Here is a 15,644-nt window from a genome sequence, read left to right as displayed (position 1 = left end):
CACACAAACAGCCGCCAGATGCGGGGTGGTTGGGGCTTCAACGGGTTGACTCGGGCATGCTGACGAAAAAAGGCAAATACGGCCTCAAGGCCCTCGTGCATCTTTCCAATCTTCCGATTGGCCAATTGGCCTTCGTCAACGACGTCGCCGTCGCCAACAACATCCCGAAGAAATTCCTCGATGCCATACTGGGCGAATTGCGCAACGCCGGCTTCGTCCAGAGCCGCAAGGGCAAGGAAGGCGGCTATCGCCTCGCCCGCCCCGCTTCCGAGATCAAGATCGGCCATGTCGTGCGTGTGCTGGACGGTCCGCTGGCGCCGATACCTTGCGCCAGCCGCACGCAGTACCAGCGCTGCGAGGATTGCGACGAAGCGACCTGCCAGGTCCGGCACATGATGCTGGAAGTGCGCCAGGCGATCGCCGAGGTGCTGGACAACCGCAGCCTCGCCGCCATGCGCGATGCCGACAACGACGATTTTCCGGTCGAGTTGACATCCCAGATCTAGAGCCGGGCGAATGAGGCTGTCGCGGTTCACGAAATCCCGAAAAGCCCGCCGCAAGCCATCGGCAGCCAGCTTCCGCACCGAGATCATCACCGACGTCTTTGTCCCCGAATATGCCGAGGACGTGCGGTTCTTCAGCCGCAAGCAGCTTAACGCCGGCAAGCTCCGCCGCTTCTCCACCAGGGATCTTCGCGAAAGCCTGGCCGCCCTCTTCTACCTCGCGGTCGCGGCGGTGCTGCCGGTGCGCTGGTGGTCGCCGATCTGCGATTGGGCGTCGAGGTTTCGCCTGAAGCGCCATATGCGCAAGGATTTCCCCGGATATGCCGCCGCAACGCGCGCGGTGCTCGGCAGCGACATCGATGCGCGCAAGCTGTTCGAGGCATTGCTCGCGGCGCGCCATCGCCGCCGCATGCAGCTTGCCGCGCATCTGGTCGCCCGTCGCTGGACGCCGGCGATCCGGCTGGAAGGGCTTGAGGACTTGCAGGCCGCTTTGCAACGCGGCCATGGCGCGATCCTCTGGTGCGATCAGTTCACCGCCCAGACAATGATCGGCAAGCGCGCCATGCATGAGGCCGGCATCGAAGCGCATCAGGTCAGCGTCAACACGCATGGCGTTTCCGAGACGGCATTCGGCCAGCGCTTTCTCAATCCACCGATGGTTCGTGTCGAGAACCGGTTCCTGAAAAGCCGGATCGTCTTCGACCGTGACGACGCCTATCAGGTCACCATCCGCATTCAGAAGATGCTGAGGCAGAACAGCCTCGTGATGATGACCAACACAATCCACGCCGGCTCGACCTTCACCGAAACCGCGCTTGGCGAAAGCGGCTGGACGCACCTTGCCTCGGCACCGGCGAATTTCGCCGCCCGCGGCAAGACGGCCCTGTTTGCGATGTCGACATTCGAGGTCGTTCCCTTCCGGGAATATCGCGCCGTCTTGAGCCCCGAACTGGTGCCGGCGGCACCGGCGCCCCAGTCAGTGGACACAATCAGGGACGGAGCCAAGAACATGGCCCTGCAGGCACGCTACATCTTGCTCAAACGCGACCGCCTGCTGCAGGCGCTGAAAGAGTGCCCCGAGCAGATGATGTCCTGGTCGCGCCATGAGCGGTTGACGGAAGCCCAGGACGGCATCGGCATCAGCGCCGAAGAAGGCTCATGACGGGCGTATCAAGCGCATTGCCTGGGCGACGAGTTCGTCGACCGGCCGTGTCGCGTCGAGCGTCAGTGCCCGCTCGTCTTGCCCCGGCGGCTCAAGGATGGCGAACTGGCTGTCAACCAGGCTTGCCGGCATGAAATGGCCCTTGCGGTTGCCAACGCGCCGCCGCGCGGTGGCGGGATCGATCTCCAGATAGAGGAAGACGATATCAGGGCAAAAACCGCGCAGGCGCTCGCGATAACCGCGCTTCAGCGCCGAGCAGGCGGCGACCACACCTTGCCGCTTGCCGATCGAGGCCTGGATCTGCTCGCCGATCGCGTCGAGCCAGCCTTCGCGCAGTTGATCGGTGAGCGGTTCGCCGCGTGCCATGCGGGCGACGTTTTCGGGCGGATGCAGCCTGTCGCCCTCGATGAAGACGACATCGAGCGCGGTGGCCAGCGCGATGCCGACGGCTGACTTGCCGCAGCCGGCGACACCCATCACCACGATGGCCGGAGGCGCCAAACCGGAAGCGCCCGTCGGCGCCTGCGCTGCGTTTTCGTCCACCGTCAGCGGCTCGCCGGTGCGCGGCCATAAAGCAGGAGCATGGCGACGATGACGACGCCATAGATGATCTGCCGTCCCGCCTCCGGCATCTGCATGACCGAGAGGATGGATTGCAACAGCGTGATCAGGATCACGCCGGCGACGGTGCCGAGATAGGAGCCGCGCCCGCCCAGGATCGAGGTACCGCCCAGCACCACGGCTGCGATCGACGGTAGCAGATAGGCATCGCCCATCGACTGCGCCGCCTTGGAGGCGTAGCCGGCCAGCAGCACGCCGCCGAAGGCGGAGAGCCCTCCGGAGACAGCGAAGGCGATCATCACCACGCGTCTCGTGTCGATGCCGGAGAGATAGGCGGCACGCTCGCGGTTGCCGATGCCATAGACCGCGCGGCCGAAGCCGGTGCGCGTCAGCACGAACACCATCGCGATCCCTATAAGCGCCCAGATGATGACGGCGTTGGGGACGCCCGGAATGGTGAAGCCGGTGGCCAGGTAGCGCATGGCGCCGGTCGCCGAATCCTGTGGCGAGAAGCCGCCGGTATAGACCACCATCAGCCCTTGCGCGACGGCATTGGTGGCGAGCGTGATGATCATTGAGGGAATGCGCAAATAGGCGACGCCGATGCCGTTGACGATGCCGATCAGCACGCCGCAGAAGATGCCGAACGGGATCGCCAGCACCACCCCGGCCGGACCGTAGGCGGCCGCCGCGCAGGCCATCATCGCGCCCGCCGCCACCGACCACGGCACCGACAGGTCGATTTGGCCGAGCAGGATGACCAGCATCATGCCGGTGGCGATGACGCCGAGGAACGAGGCCACCTTGAGCTGCTGCAGGAGATATTCAGGCGACAGGAAGCTGCGCGAATAAAGACTGCCGACCAACAGCAGCACCACGATGCAGGCAAAGGCGGTCAGCACCGCCGGGTCGGCGCGGCGGATGAATTTCGGCATGCGGCCGGCAATGCCGCCCAAGGTCGTCTCGCTCACAGGAACCACTCCAGCCGGTTGCGGACCCGAAAAAGGGCGAAGGCGCCGAGGCTGACGGCGACCAGCAGGATAACGCCCTGAAACAGCGGCTGCCAGAGCGGATCGAAGTCGAACACGAACAACAGGTCGCCAATGGTGCGGAAGGCAAGGGCGCCGAAGATGGCGCCGATAGCGCTGCCCTTGCCGCCGAACAGCGACACACCACCCAGCACGACCGCCGCGATCGAGAACAACGTGTAGGAGTTGCCGCTCGCGTAGGCAGCCTCGCCCGTATAGGTGAAGAAGGTGAGGAACAGCCCGCCGATCGCCGCCAGCAGCCCGGCCAGCGTATAGGCGGCGAACTTGCCGCGCCGGATCGGCACGCCGGACATATAGGCCGCCGTTTCCGAAGAGCCCGCCGCGTATGCCGCGCGGCCGAGGATCGAGCGGCTGAACGGCACCCAGATCACCAGCACGATGGCGAGCAGCACCACCAGGCTCGCCGGCACAAAGCCGAACACGCGGCCGGTCAGCGCGTCGGCCAGGTCCTCATTGACCGAACCGCCCGGGAAAGGTCGCAACAACAGTCCGATGCCGTAGTAGACAGCCCCGGTGGCGATGGTGGCGACGATCGGCTGCAGCCGCCCATAGATGACGATGGCGCCGTTGACGGCGCCGCACAGAAGGCCCGCCACAAGCACGGCGATGACGCCGAGCGTGGTCTGCATCGGCGTGCCTACCACCAGCCAGGAGGCCAGGCAGTTGGTGAGCAGGAAGATCATGCCCACGGACAGGTCGATGCCGGAGGTGATGACGACCAGCGTCTGCGCCATGGCGACAAAGGCAAGCAGCACGCCCTTGTTCGCCGCCGTCTGCACGACATTGGCGGTGAAGCCCGCCGGGTGGTTCGAGGTGTAGATGACGAACATGACGATGAAGATGCCGAGAGCCAGCAACGTTCCGCGCTGCTCGGCCAGCCAGTAGCGCCAGTCTTTCACACGCTTGCTCCCAGGCCCACCGGGCTCTCCTCGCCATGGATGTTGAGCGCGCTCGCTATAAGCGCCCGCTCGGTGATCTCGCCGCCGACCAGCTCGCGCTTGACGGCGCCGTCATAGAGCACCAGGACCCGGTCGCAGCAGCCGATCAGTTCGTCATAGTCGGTCGAATAGAACAGGATCGCCGCGCCCGCATCCGCCAGCTTGCGCATCAGCTGATAGATCTCCTGTTTGGTGCCGACATCGATGCCGCGTGTCGGGTCGTTGAGCAGGATGATGCGCGGCTGACGCATCAGCCATTTGGCGATCACCACCTTCTGCTGGTTGCCGCCCGACAGCGCGCCGACCGGAATGTCGAGGCCCGCCGTCTTGATCGCCAGCAGGCCGACCATGTCGTCGATCAGCCGCTGTTCGGCGGCGCGATCGATGATGCCGCCTTTCGACAGCCGGTCGAGCGCGGCGAAAGACAGGTTTTCGCGCACCGTCATCGGCAGCATCAGTCCTTCGGTCTTGCGGTCCTCCGGGATGAGCGCCATGCCGACGCTATCCTCGCGGGCCGCTGCCGGGCTGGTGATCGTCACTGGCTTGCCGTCGATCAGCACCTCGCCGGAGAGGCCGCGCAGCACACCGAAGAAGGCGAGCAGCAATTCGCGCTGGCCTTGGCCGTCGAGCCCGCCGAGGCCGACCACCTCGCCTGCCCCGACTGTCAGCGAGACATCGTGCAGCCGGTCGGCCCAGGACAATCTGCGCGCCTCGAGCCGGGGGGCGGCGCCAGTGGGTGCCGCCGCCGGCTTGGGCGGAAAGATATGGCTGTATTCACGGCCTATCATCAGCTCGACCACCTCGTTGTCGCTCTTCGAGCCGGCCTCGTAGCTGGCGACATTGCGGCCATTGCGGAACACGGTGCAATGGTCGGCCAGTTCGGCGATCTCATTCATGCGGTGCGAGATGTAGAGTAGCGCCAGCCCTTCCGAGCGCAGTCGTTTCAAGACGCCGAAGATCTTCGCGACATCCGCCGCCGTCAGCGCCGAGGTCGCTTCGTCGAGGATGAGGATGCGCGGTTTCCTGGCCAGCGCCTTGGCGATCTCCACCATCTGCCGTCGTGACAGCGGCAGGTCCTTGACCAGCGCCAGCGGATGGATGTCGCCGGCACCCGCGCGCGCCAGCGCATCCTCGGCGATGCGCCGCTGCGCCCTGCGGTCGATCATGCCGAAGCGTTTTGGCGGATCGGAAATGACGATGTTGTCGGCGACGCTGAGTTCGGGGATCAGCGACAGTTCCTGGAAGATGCAGACGATGCCGGCCTTGTTCGCCGCACCCGGCGACGCGAAGGTCACCTCGCGCCCGTCCAGCATCATGCGGCCCTCGTCGGGCGCCACGACACCGGCCATGACCTTGATCAGCGTCGATTTGCCAGCCCCGTTTTCACCGAGAATGGCGTGGATGCTGCCGGCCTCGACCGTCAGGTCGGCCTTTTCCAGCGCCCGCACGCCGCCATAGCGCTTGGAAATGCCTTCCATGCGAAAGAGTGGAGCCGCACCGTCCATCAACCCTCCCAGGGCGATTGTGGATTGCAGGCTGGCGCCGCGGGATCAGCCGCGGCGCCAGATGATAGAAAGCGACTACTGGTTTTCCTTGGTCTGCCCCATGATTTCCTGGGCGCTGAAATTGATGCCGCAGGTCGGGAAGGAATTGCCGACGAAGAAATTGTCGGACTGGTCGGGGAAGAAATCCTGGCCTGCCTTGAAGTTCGGATCCTCGACAATGGCCAGCGGCAGCTTCACCGATTGCGGCACGACATTGCCTTCGAGGGCCGCGATTGCCGTCTTGATTGCCACGGCCACCTGGGCGGGGCCGGTGCCGGCGGAAGAGCACTTCAAGCCGTCGCCGGCATGCGCGGCGCAGAATTTGCGAAAACCGTTCTCCGTCTCGCCGCCGAACGGAACGAATGGATGCTTGGCATCCATCATCGCCTGCACGATGCCGGTGTCACCGCCTTGCCCGGTGATGCCGTCGAACGGTCCGTTGGTGGCAATCGCGTCCGCCGTAGCCTTCTGGGCAACGCCATCGTCCCATTTGCCGACCACCTCGGTGACTTCCCATTTCTTGCCCGAACCGTCGAGCACCTCGTGGATGCCGGCATGGCGGTCCGTATCGACGGAGGTGCCGGCGACGCCGCGCACTTCGAGCACCTTTCCGCCGTTCGGGACATGTGAGACCAACCACTTGCCCCACAATGCGCCAAGGCCCTTCTGGTCGACATTGACGTTGATGGCATCCTTGGTGTCGAGGATGTTGTCGAAGGCGACCAGCACGACCCCCGCCTCCCTGGCGCGCTTGATGACCGGCCCGAAGGCGGTCGGATTCTGCGCGTTGACGACAATGGCGTCAAAGCCGGAATCGATGAAATTGTTGATCGCGGAGATCTGCGCCGGGACATCCTCGCCGGTCGACACAACCTTAAATTCCTTCAGTTTTTTGGCGACGTCCGGCTGTGCCGCATACGCCTTGGCGGTCTGCACCATCTGGATACGCCAAGTGTTGGCGATATAGCCGTTGGCGAGCGCAACGCGATATGGGCCGGCCTTTTTGGGGAACTTGAAAAATTGCGTATCGGCTGCCCATGGGGCAAAGCAGTCCGGCTCGGCTGCTGGTCCCTTGACCACTTCTGGGCCCGCGGCCATCGCCGCTGAGCTCAACATGACGAATGCAGTGGCGGCAACGATGCCACCGACGAGTGACTTGATCATCGATATTCCTCCCAGTTGCAGTTCTGACTTGTTTGTTTAGCTGCGATGCAATGACGTGTTGATCCAAAGCACCTCCCGCCCTGGCCCCATGCACGTCAGGTGGCCAGCGCCAACCTGCTCCTCCTCCTTGCTTCCTTAAGCGGTAGCGAAAGTATCATATTATCAATAATAAACAAGGAAATTCTGTCGCTTATGTATAATAAACAACACGCTGACGTCGTGCGGTTTCGAATGGTAGCGCTACCAAGAATGCCTGTAAAGGCTGATTCAGCAGGTTCTAAAATGCTTCAGCGGGCTGTGCTCTCGCGGCGCTTCAGCTCGAAGCCAAGGTCGACGACCCGCTGCTGCGGCTTGTCACCTGATATCGCCGCAAGCGCCATGGCCACCGCGCGACTGCCGATTTCGTAGCGATGGGTGCGGATGCTGGTGATCGAGGGAAACGCCACCTGCATCATGTCGAGATCGTTGAAGCCGACAATGCCGATGGTCTTCGGCACCTCGATCGAGGCACGATGGCATTCGAACAGCACGCCGAGCGCGATGTCGTCATTGTTGCAGAACACGCCGTCGAGCGTCGGCATCTTGGCAAGCGCATCGCGGAAGAGTTCACGGCCAAGCGGCACGCTGGACAGCACCGGCGTTGTGGTGATCAGGCGCGGGTCCGAGAGCCCGGCTTTCTCCATCGCCACCCGGTAACCAGCCAGACGCCGCTGCGAGCGCGGGTCCATGCGTGCACCGATGAAGCCGATCCGGCGATATCCCGCTTCGATCAGGTGCTCGGTCGCCGTCCGGCCACCGTCGAGATGCGAGAAGCCGATCATCATGTCCACCGGATCGGGTCCGGTCTCCATCACCTGAACCACCGGGCAACCGGCATTCTCCAGGAGTTTTCGCGAAGCCGGCGTCTGGTCGATGCCGGCAACGATGAGCGCGGCCGGTCGCTGGGAGCCAAACAGCTGCAGCAGCCGCTCTTCCTCCAGTCCGGAATAGTGCGTATTGCCGAGCTGGATGCGGAACGGGCTGTCCGACAGGCTGTCATAGATGCCGCGCACCACCTCGGCGAAGACGTTGTTGGTCAGCGAAGGCACCAGCACGCCGAACACTTCGGCGCGCGCCGAGGCCAATGCGCGTGCATTGGGGTCCGGCACATAGCCGAGTTCGTCGACGGCGGCCTGGATCTGACGGCGCAGCTCCTCGGAAACGCGTGCCGGGTCGCGCAGTGCGCGTGAAACGGTGATGGCGCCGACGCCGGCCTTGCGTGCCACATCCGACAGGGTTGGGCGGCCACCGCCCCGGCGCGAACGCGGCTTGATCACGGTCTTGGCCCATGCGCATGGCCATCGAAGCGTGCCCGCAATGCGATCTTTCCTGCTGTCGCCATCTCACCGGCCTGTTGCCGCACCCATCCGCCCTGGCGTCGCGCAGTGACTGCCCGTTGTCAAGCCGAGCCACCAAGTGGCCGTGCTTGGCCTTCCTCAGGCGGCGACGGCGGCCCTGTGCCTTGCCTTCCACATGAACAGTCCGATCGCCAGTATGTTCAAGAGGTTCCAGGCGATGCCGTTCAGGAACGCGGCGGCATAGGAGCCGGTCAGGTCGTAGATCCAACCCGACATCCAACCGCCGATCGCCATGCCGAAAATCGTCGCCATCATCACGATGCCGATGCGCTGGCCGGCCTCCTTGGCGGGCAGGTATTCGCGCACGATGATCGCATAGCAAGGCACGATGCCGCCTTGCGACAAGCCGAAGACCAGCGACACGACATAGAGCGAGGCGAGCCCGTCGAACGGGATGTAGAACAGCAGCGACAGGCATTGCAGCACTGAGCCGATAAGCAAGGTTTTGACACCGCCGATGCGGTCGGCGACAAAGCCCGAGGCGAGCCGGCTGACGACGCCCGCGGCCATCATGATCGACAGCATGTCGGCGCCATGCGCCATGCCGTAGCCAAGATCCATGCAATAGGCGACGATGTGCACTTGCGGCATCGACATCGCCACGCAGCAGCCCAGTCCCGCGACGACCAGCAGCATCTGCATCGCGGCCGGAGACATTGGCATCGGCTGCACGGACCGGCTTCCGGCCGGGCCGGCGGCTGCCGCTTCCGGAGCGCCGCGGCGCAGCAAAAGCACCAGCGGCACCATGGTGACCAGGCAGAAGACGCCGATGGCGGCATAGGTGAAGCGCCAGCCTTCCGCCTTGATCAGCGTCGGCATGATGGTCGGCCAGATCGCTCCGGCGAGGTAGTTGCCGGCCGCGGCCGCGGTGACAGCGACGCCGCGGCGGCGGTTGAACCAGTGCGATATATCGGCGATCAGCGGCCCGAAGATCACCGATGTGCCGAGACCGATCAGCACGCCTTGGGCAAGGGTGAATTGCAGGATCGAGGTCGACAAAGCCGCGAGCAGAAGGCCGGCGGAGAGCGCGATCGAGGAAAACAGCGCCGGAATCCAGTAACCCATGCGATCGATGGCGCGGCCGACCAGCACATTGCCGGCGGCAAAGCCGACCATGGTCGCGGTGTAAGGCATGGATGCCGCGGCGCGGTCGACGCCGAACTCGGCCTGTACCGCCGGCAGCACCACGACAACGGCCCACATGCCGACCGCACCGATCGTCGCCAGCAGCATCGAGATGGCCAGGCGCATCCAGGCGTAGGAACTGTCGATACCGGGGCTGGGCCGGCTCAAGTCGGTTCGTGACAAAGGCGTTTCCTGTCGGCGGCCTCAACCGCTGCTGTTTTGGCCACTATCGACGCATTCTCGGCGCACAGCAGCGCCACGGCGGGCAAATCCGTGGCTCCAGGGAGGTACGAGCGCGGGAACCGGCGCCAGCATCTGGAGTTTCCGATCGATAACCCGCAAAGGAGTCCAGCCATGACCGCCACCAAGCAGAAATGGTCGGCCGAGGTGACCGAGCACAGCGATGCTATGGATCTCGAGGACCACGTGTTCGAATCCGACGACGCCAAGAAGATCGCCGCCTCGCTCAAGCGTTCGGCCGAACACAGCCACCGCCGCAAGGCCGAGCCCTTCCAGTCCGCCATGTCGATGCTGAATTTCTATATCAACAGAGCCGGAAAAAACCTGCCCGCGGCTCGCAAGAAGATCCTCGAGGACGCCAAGGACGAATTGCGTGCGGCATTCGGGCGGCCAAAAGAAGATTAGGCCCTCGCCGCCAATGGCTCCTCAAGCTTGTTCCTCACCCCATCAAAAACGAGGTGAGGAACAGCCGGTCTGCGCGCCCTATTGTCTGATCTCGGGTTCGACAAGCTTGGCCAGGTTCCGCAGCGACTCCTGCCAGCCGAGATAGCAGGCTTCGGCGGGAATGGCGTCTGGAATGCCGGCTTGTGTGATGTTCACTTCGGTGCCCACGGACACTTTCTTCAGCGTCACGGTCACCTGGATCTCGCCGGGCAGGTTGGGATCGTCGAACCTGTCGGTGTAGCGCAGGAGTTCGCCCGCGACGAGCTCGACATACTCACCGCCAAACGAATGGCTGTCGCCAGTGGTGAAGTTGCGGAACGACATCTTGAAGGTACCGCCGACCTTGCCCTCGAAGTGATGAACCGTGCAGGTGAAGCCGTTCGGCGGAAGCCATTTGGCAAGCGCATCGGCCTCGAGGAACGCGCGGTAGACCTTCTCCGGGCTGGTGGTCAGGACGCGGTGCAGACGTACGGTGCTGGGCATGTCGATACTCCTTCGTGGTCTCTGTTCGATGCCCCAAGGACGGGTACCGCACAGCCGATCCGACACAGGCTTTTGAATTTTGTGCGGTCCGGCCCCGAATTGCTTCGAATTCCAAGGCGCGAACACCCGCGCCCAACGGCCGTGTCGCGGAAATCTATCGCGAACGGATGACGTTGTCGGTATTGGCCAGCAGCTTGCGCACGGCATTGCGCGCCGCATCCGGCCGCTGGAGGCGGATGTTCTTTTCGATTGCCTCGTGCATCTTCTGGGCGAGCTGCAAATCGTCGAGCTCCCGGGTCGTGTAGGCAAACAGGTGATCGAAGGCGGATTCGATCAGCACGCCGAGCGGCACCAGCAGATCATTGCCCGAGGCACGCAATATGGCGAGGTGGAAGCGGGTGTCGGCACGGGTCCGTTCCTGCAAGCTTTTCGCCTCTCCCATCTCCCGGCAGGCCTGGCTGATCTCGGCCATCTGCTCGTCGGTGCGCCGCATGGCGGCGAATGCGGTCGCTTCCGGCTCGATGATGTGGCGGAATTCCTGCACCGTCTTCAGGAAAACCTCGCGGTCGGGCGACGTCGCGTACCAGGCGAGCACATCGCGGTCGAGCAGGTTCCAGCGTTCCCTGGGTTCGACCCAGCTGCCGATCTTGGGGCGCGATGCGAGCAGGCTCTTGGCCATCAGCATCTTGATCGCCTCGCGCACCGCCGAGCGGCTGACGCTGAACGTCTCCGACCATTTGGCCTCATTGGGCAGGATGGTGCCGGGCGGATAATCGCCGCGCACGATCCTGAGCCCAATCTCGCTGGCCAGTGATGTGTGCACGCTGGAGCCCGGAATACGTGCCGCGTCGGCTCGCCGAACACCGGCCGGACGATCGGCGGCTACAGCCTTTTTCGGCGATTTTTCCTTGTTCGGCTTCGCGTCCCGCATGCATTCCAGAAAGGCCGGTTTAGGGAGGCTGTCAAGCGCGGTGCGGGCGTGGGGCCACAAAGCCGGCCTCTATGCACAACCCAGCCGTGATTCGAGCTCGCTCAGGCGGTCTTGACGTATTTGCGCCAGCTGTGCTCTGGGCGGAAGCCGAGCATGTCGCGCGCCTTGCGGTTCGACAGCAGCGTCTCGTATTCACCGAGTTCGCGCTTGACCGGCACGTCGGGATAGAACCGCTTCAGGAGTTCGGCGGTCGGCAGATCGGACGAGGTATCGTCATTGGCGGCATTGAACACCTGGTAGCCCAGCCCGTCCTTCTCGACGGCGCGCAGCGTGATCTGGCCAAGGTCGCGCGCGTCGATGTAGCTCCAGGCGATACGCTTGCGAAAGCCCGGATCGGCGAACCATTTCGGAAACAGCGAATACTCATGCGGCTCGATGACGTTGCCTATGCGCAAGGCATAGATATCCGTGCCATTGCGCTGCGCGAAAGCGCGCGCGGTCTTCTCGTTGACGATCTTTGACAGCGCATAGCTGTCCATCGGGTCGACGTCATAGTCCTCGTCGAGCGGGAAATACGCGGGATCGCGCGGCTCGTTGGCGAACACCAGGCCGTAGGTCGTCTCGCTGGAAGCGATGATCACCTTGCGGATGCCGAGCTTCACCGCCGCCTCGATGATGTTGTAGGTGCCCATTGCATTGATGCGGAACACCTCGTTGTCGGGCGTGATCATGATGCGTGGAATGGCAGCAAAATGCACCACGGCGTCCACTGGCTGCGGGCGTAGCGAGGGGTCGAATTCGTGCAGCCCCATATAGCTAGACAGCGCGTTGAACACCTGGCCGCTGTCGGTGATGTCGGTGATCAGCGTGCGCACCTTGGGATTGTCGAGCGGCCTGGTGTCGATGTTGAGCACCTGGCAACCCTGCTCCACCAGATATTGCACGACGTGGCGCCCAGCCTTGCCGCTGCCGCCGGTGAACATGATCCGCTTCGTCATTTCTGGTCTCCACGAAAGTCCTGGGATTTACGTGTATTGTCAGACAATATTGCTTTCTGCAACCGTCTATGGCTAAAACAGCGGCGACATTATCGATAATCACGGAACAGGACAGACAGCATGAACACGACCGCTACGGGTGAGAAGATCGGCTTTGTCGGCCTCGGATTGATGGGGCACGGCATCGCCAAGAACATCGTCGACAAGGGATATTCCCTGACCTTCCTCGGCCGCAAGAACCGCAAACCGGCGGAGGATCTTCTCGGCCGAGGCGCTCGTGAGGCATCGACTTCCCGCGATGTGGCGGCGGCATCCGATATCGTCTTCATCTGCGTCACCGGCTCGCGCGAGGTCGAGGCTATCATTCGCGGTCCCGATGGCCTCAAGGAGGGTTTGAAGAAGGGGGCGGTCGTCGTCGACTGCTCGACCTCGGATCCGGTCTCGACCGTGGCACTTGCCGCGGAACTCAAGGCGCTCGGCGTCGACTATGTCGACGCGCCGCTCAGCCGCACGCCGAAGGAAGCCTGGGAAGGCACGCTCGACGCCATGGTCGGCGCACCCGATGCCGTCTTTGCCAGGGTCAAGCCGGTGATCGACACCTGGGCCGGCCGCATCGTGCATATTGGCGATACCGGAGACGGCCACCGCATGAAGCTGCTCAACAATTTCATCTCGCTGGGCTACGCCGCCCTCTATTCCGAGGCCTTGGCACTGGCGGAGAAGGTCGGCATCTCGCCGCCGCGTTTCGACAGCGTCATCCGCAATGGCCGCATGGATTGCGGGTTCTATCAGACCTTCATGCGCTGGACGCTGGAAGGCGACCGCGACGCCCACAAATTCACCATAGCCAATGCCTTCAAGGACCTGACTTATCTGGAATCGATGGCGGGGGCGGCGGGCATCGCCAATCCGCTCGGCAACGCCACCAAGAACGCCTTCGCCGGCGCTCACGCAACCGGCCCGGCCGAGCAGTTCGTGCCGATGCTGGCCACGCACATCGCCAAGGTCAATGGCATCGACCTGATGCCGACGAAGGATGGAAGGAAGCAGACGATCTGAGACCCGGACGGTCGGCTGGCCTTAGCGCCGGCCCCTTCCGATCCCCTCATCGGTGTCGGCAAGCAGCTTGTGCACGGCGTTGCGCGCCGCGGCTGGCCGCTGCAGGCGGATGCTTTTCTCGATCGCCTCGTGCAGTTTCTGTGCCCGCCGTTGATCGCCGACCTGGCGTGTGGTGAAGATGAAGAGATGGTCGAGCGCCGATTCGATCAACACGCCGAGCGGCACCAGAAGGTCGTTGCCCGAGGCCCGCAGGATGGCGAGGTGGAAGCGCGTGTCGGCACGGATGCGCTCGGGCAGGTTGGCCGCCTCGCCCATCTCCCGGCAGGCCAGGCTGATCTCGGCCATCTGCTCGTCGCTGCGCCGTATTGCGGCAAAGGCGGATGCTTCCGGTTCGATGATGTGGCGGAACTCCTGCACGGTGCGAAGGAACGCTTCGCGATCCGGCGCGGTCGCGTACCAGGCCAGCACGTCGCGGTCGAGCAGGTTCCAGCGCTCCTTCGGCTCGACCCAACTCCCGATCTTTGGCCGCGACGCCAGAAGGCTCTTGGCCATCAGCATCTTGATCGCCTCGCGCACCGCCGAACGGCTGACATTGAAGGTTTCGGCCCATTTGGCCTCATTGGGCAGGATGCTGCCAGGCGGATAGTCGCCGCGCACGATCCTGAGGCCAATCTCGCTGGCGAGCGAGGCATGGACGCTGGACCCGGGAAAGTGCGCCGCATCCACCCTGCGCATGGCTGCCGGGTCGTGGCTGGCTTGCGCCTTGGCCCGGCCGGCTTTTTTCTTTGCCTTCTCGTCCGGCATCCACGTTCCAATAGGTCGGCCGCCAGTCACCCGGATTGATCCAAACCCGCGCGGCGCACCGATCCCGTTGCCGAAAATCCAAACCACTGACGCGTCAAAGCCGGGCTCCGATTGCCCCAACCAAGGCGTCCTGTTGAAGAATTGGAGGAAACGGGGCGCTCGTTGGCGAGCGCCCCGAAATCGCGGCCTATTTCTGGATGCAGGTGTCGACCGTGTCCTTGGTGCATTCGTCGAGACCGGTGAAGACCGGATCGTCAACCTTCTTGCCTTCGACCAGGTCGATCATCACCGATGGTGCCTTGTAGCCCATTTCGAAGGGCCGCTGGCCGACCAGCGCGGTGACAAGGCCGTCCCTGGCGATGGCCACCTCGTCGCCGATCGTGTCGGCGGCGCCGATGACGAAGTCGTTCTTGGCCAGCCGGTCCTTGAGCGGTCCGACCAGGTCGCGGTAGGGCTGCGGCGCGCCGAACAGCGGCCAGCCGCCCATGATGCCGAACGCGTCGAGCTTGGGATTGGCGGCGAGGATGTCGGTCATCGCCTGAACGCCCTTGGCTCCGTCGTCATTGGTGAATACCGGGCAGCCGGCGACTTCCGTCCAGCCGCCTTCGCCGGCAAGTGCCGTGAGGCCTTCCTTGCCCGTCAGCGCGTCGCGCATGCCTTGTGCACGACGCAAGATGTTGTCGGCCGCCGGATTGCCCTCGATGGTGCAGATCGTGCCACCATTCGGCTTGGCCTTCTTGATGTACTCGCCGATCTTCTTGCCCATCAGGTAGTTGTCGGTGCCGAGATAGGTCTTGCGCAGTGCCGCGTCTTCCTTGGCGAGGTCGGCGTCGACGGTCATGATCGGGATCGACGGATTGGCGCTCTTGATCGTCTGTGCGATCAGTGGCGCGTTGGACGGCGAGATCGCCATCGCCACCGTGTCGGCCTTGCTCAGCATATCCTGCACGATCTGCGCCTCGCCGGCCTCGTCGGAAGTCGATGCCGGGCCGGTGTAGAAGCATTCATATTCCGAGCTGGCGTTTTCCTTGTTCCATTTCTCGCAGCCCTGGTGGATGGCCTCGAAGAACGGATTGTCGAGACCTTTCACCACGATGACGAGCTGCTTCTTGGCCAAAGCCGGCCCGGCGCCCAACGCCATGGCGGCGACGGCGGCGAGCAATACTGTTTTCCTCATGTCAGTCCTCCCTTTGCAACCAGACGGACACGGCGTGCCCGCCACACAAACCAGCCGGGATGCGA

General features: G+C 63.7%; 16 protein-coding genes. 4 read left to right on the top strand and 12 right to left on the bottom strand.

Annotation, left to right across the window (positions count from 1 at the left end):
- Positions 1-56: 56 nt before the first annotated feature.
- Both FJ936_RS24125 and FJ936_RS24120 read left to right on the top strand, forming a co-directional pair.
- Positions 57-506, top strand: coding sequence for an Rrf2 family transcriptional regulator (locus FJ936_RS24125; RefSeq protein WP_140790316.1), 450 nt, complete (start codon positions 57-59; stop codon positions 504-506).
- A 10-nt stretch (positions 507-516) separates the two neighbouring features.
- Entirely contained in the window at positions 517-1,665 is a 1,149-nt protein-coding gene (locus tag FJ936_RS24120; RefSeq protein WP_140790318.1) for a hypothetical protein, read from the top strand.
- On the opposite strand, the gene FJ936_RS24115 is transcribed toward FJ936_RS24120, so the two are convergent.
- From FJ936_RS24115 to FJ936_RS24085, 7 genes are all read right to left on the bottom strand, one after another.
- On the bottom strand, positions 1,660-2,208 hold the full coding sequence (locus tag FJ936_RS24115) for a gluconokinase (protein WP_140790320.1): 549 nt from the start codon (positions 2,206-2,208) through the stop codon (positions 1,660-1,662). The genes FJ936_RS24120 and FJ936_RS24115 overlap by 6 nt on opposite strands.
- A 2-nt stretch (positions 2,209-2,210) precedes the next feature.
- Complete coding sequence (locus FJ936_RS24110) at positions 2,211-3,197, bottom strand: ABC transporter permease (protein ID WP_015317118.1); 987 nt, start codon at positions 3,195-3,197, stop codon at positions 2,211-2,213.
- The gene (locus FJ936_RS24105) at positions 3,194-4,174 is read right to left on the bottom strand and encodes an ABC transporter permease (protein WP_140665363.1); all 981 of its coding nucleotides are present in this window, start codon (positions 4,172-4,174) and stop codon (positions 3,194-3,196) included. Before FJ936_RS24105 ends, FJ936_RS24110 begins: the two co-directional genes overlap by 4 nt.
- Complete coding sequence (locus tag FJ936_RS24100) at positions 4,171-5,718, bottom strand: sugar ABC transporter ATP-binding protein (RefSeq protein WP_140790323.1); 1,548 nt, start codon at positions 5,716-5,718, stop codon at positions 4,171-4,173. The genes FJ936_RS24105 and FJ936_RS24100 overlap by 4 nt, the downstream gene beginning before the upstream one ends.
- Positions 5,719-5,793: 75 nt before the next feature.
- Positions 5,794-6,921, bottom strand: coding sequence for a sugar ABC transporter substrate-binding protein (locus FJ936_RS24095; RefSeq protein WP_023769574.1), 1,128 nt, complete (start codon positions 6,919-6,921; stop codon positions 5,794-5,796).
- A gap of 287 nt (positions 6,922-7,208) precedes the next feature.
- Positions 7,209-8,237, bottom strand: coding sequence for a LacI family DNA-binding transcriptional regulator (locus FJ936_RS24090; RefSeq protein WP_141907091.1), 1,029 nt, complete (start codon positions 8,235-8,237; stop codon positions 7,209-7,211).
- Between the two features lie 159 nt (positions 8,238-8,396).
- Positions 8,397-9,626, bottom strand: a complete 1,230-nt coding sequence (locus FJ936_RS24085; protein WP_140714483.1) for an MFS transporter — start codon at positions 9,624-9,626, stop codon at positions 8,397-8,399.
- Between the two features lie 171 nt (positions 9,627-9,797).
- On the opposite strand from FJ936_RS24085, the gene FJ936_RS24080 reads away from it, so the two are divergent.
- Positions 9,798-10,088: a DUF3175 domain-containing protein gene (locus FJ936_RS24080; RefSeq protein WP_015317112.1), complete on the top strand. Its 291-nt coding sequence runs from the start codon at positions 9,798-9,800 to the stop codon at positions 10,086-10,088.
- Between the two features lie 78 nt (positions 10,089-10,166).
- On the opposite strand, the gene FJ936_RS24075 is transcribed toward FJ936_RS24080, so the two are convergent.
- The 3 genes from FJ936_RS24075 to FJ936_RS24065 all read right to left on the bottom strand — a co-directional run bounded on the left by FJ936_RS24075 (position 10,167) and on the right by FJ936_RS24065 (position 12,539).
- A complete protein-coding gene (locus tag FJ936_RS24075; RefSeq protein WP_023769571.1) occupies positions 10,167-10,610 on the bottom strand; it encodes an SRPBCC family protein in 444 nt (147 codons plus the stop codon).
- A gap of 154 nt (positions 10,611-10,764) precedes the next feature.
- A complete protein-coding gene (locus FJ936_RS24070) occupies positions 10,765-11,541 on the bottom strand; it encodes a FadR/GntR family transcriptional regulator (RefSeq protein WP_140790328.1) in 777 nt (258 codons plus the stop codon).
- Positions 11,542-11,642: 101 nt separating this feature from the next.
- Positions 11,643-12,539: an NAD(P)-dependent oxidoreductase gene (locus FJ936_RS24065; RefSeq protein WP_140790331.1), complete on the bottom strand. Its 897-nt coding sequence runs from the start codon at positions 12,537-12,539 to the stop codon at positions 11,643-11,645.
- A gap of 120 nt (positions 12,540-12,659) precedes the next feature.
- On the opposite strand from FJ936_RS24065, the gene FJ936_RS24060 reads away from it, so the two are divergent.
- Complete coding sequence (locus FJ936_RS24060) at positions 12,660-13,598, top strand: NAD(P)-dependent oxidoreductase (RefSeq protein WP_140615500.1); 939 nt, start codon at positions 12,660-12,662, stop codon at positions 13,596-13,598.
- Positions 13,599-13,619: 21 nt separating this feature from the next.
- Here the strand turns inward: FJ936_RS24060 and FJ936_RS24055 are convergent, their stop codons facing one another.
- Together FJ936_RS24055 and FJ936_RS24050 are read right to left on the bottom strand one after the other, a co-directional pair.
- Positions 13,620-14,402, bottom strand: a complete 783-nt coding sequence (locus FJ936_RS24055; protein WP_140615498.1) for a FadR/GntR family transcriptional regulator — start codon at positions 14,400-14,402, stop codon at positions 13,620-13,622.
- Positions 14,403-14,589: 187 nt separating this feature from the next.
- On the bottom strand, positions 14,590-15,579 hold the full coding sequence (locus tag FJ936_RS24050; protein ID WP_140615496.1) for a sugar-binding protein: 990 nt from the start codon (positions 15,577-15,579) through the stop codon (positions 14,590-14,592).
- Positions 15,580-15,644: the final 65 nt, after the last annotated feature.

Source organism: Mesorhizobium sp. B2-4-13, from assembly GCF_006658535.1.
Classification (GTDB): Bacteria; Pseudomonadota; Alphaproteobacteria; order Rhizobiales; family Rhizobiaceae; genus Mesorhizobium; species Mesorhizobium australicum.
This window is presented reverse-complemented; position numbering and strand designations above follow the sequence as displayed.

Coding starts and splice junctions, on each gene's coding strand:
- FJ936_RS24125 (WP_140790316.1), top strand. CDS start 57: ATGCTGACGAAAAAAGGCAAATACGGCCTCAAGGCCCTCGTGCATCTT.
- FJ936_RS24120 (WP_140790318.1), top strand. CDS start 517: ATGAGGCTGTCGCGGTTCACGAAATCCCGAAAAGCCCGCCGCAAGCCA.
- FJ936_RS24100 (WP_140790323.1), bottom strand. CDS start 5,718: ATGGACGGTGCGGCTCCACTCTTTCGCATGGAAGGCATTTCCAAGCGC.
- FJ936_RS24095 (WP_023769574.1), bottom strand. CDS start 6,921: ATGATCAAGTCACTCGTCGGTGGCATCGTTGCCGCCACTGCATTCGTC.
- FJ936_RS24080 (WP_015317112.1), top strand. CDS start 9,798: ATGACCGCCACCAAGCAGAAATGGTCGGCCGAGGTGACCGAGCACAGC.
- FJ936_RS24075 (WP_023769571.1), bottom strand. CDS start 10,610: ATGCCCAGCACCGTACGTCTGCACCGCGTCCTGACCACCAGCCCGGAG.
- FJ936_RS24070 (WP_140790328.1), bottom strand. CDS start 11,541: ATGCGGGACGCGAAGCCGAACAAGGAAAAATCGCCGAAAAAGGCTGTA.
- FJ936_RS24065 (WP_140790331.1), bottom strand. CDS start 12,539: ATGACGAAGCGGATCATGTTCACCGGCGGCAGCGGCAAGGCTGGGCGC.
- FJ936_RS24060 (WP_140615500.1), top strand. CDS start 12,660: ATGAACACGACCGCTACGGGTGAGAAGATCGGCTTTGTCGGCCTCGGA.
- FJ936_RS24055 (WP_140615498.1), bottom strand. CDS start 14,402: ATGCCGGACGAGAAGGCAAAGAAAAAAGCCGGCCGGGCCAAGGCGCAA.
- FJ936_RS24050 (WP_140615496.1), bottom strand. CDS start 15,579: ATGAGGAAAACAGTATTGCTCGCCGCCGTCGCCGCCATGGCGTTGGGC.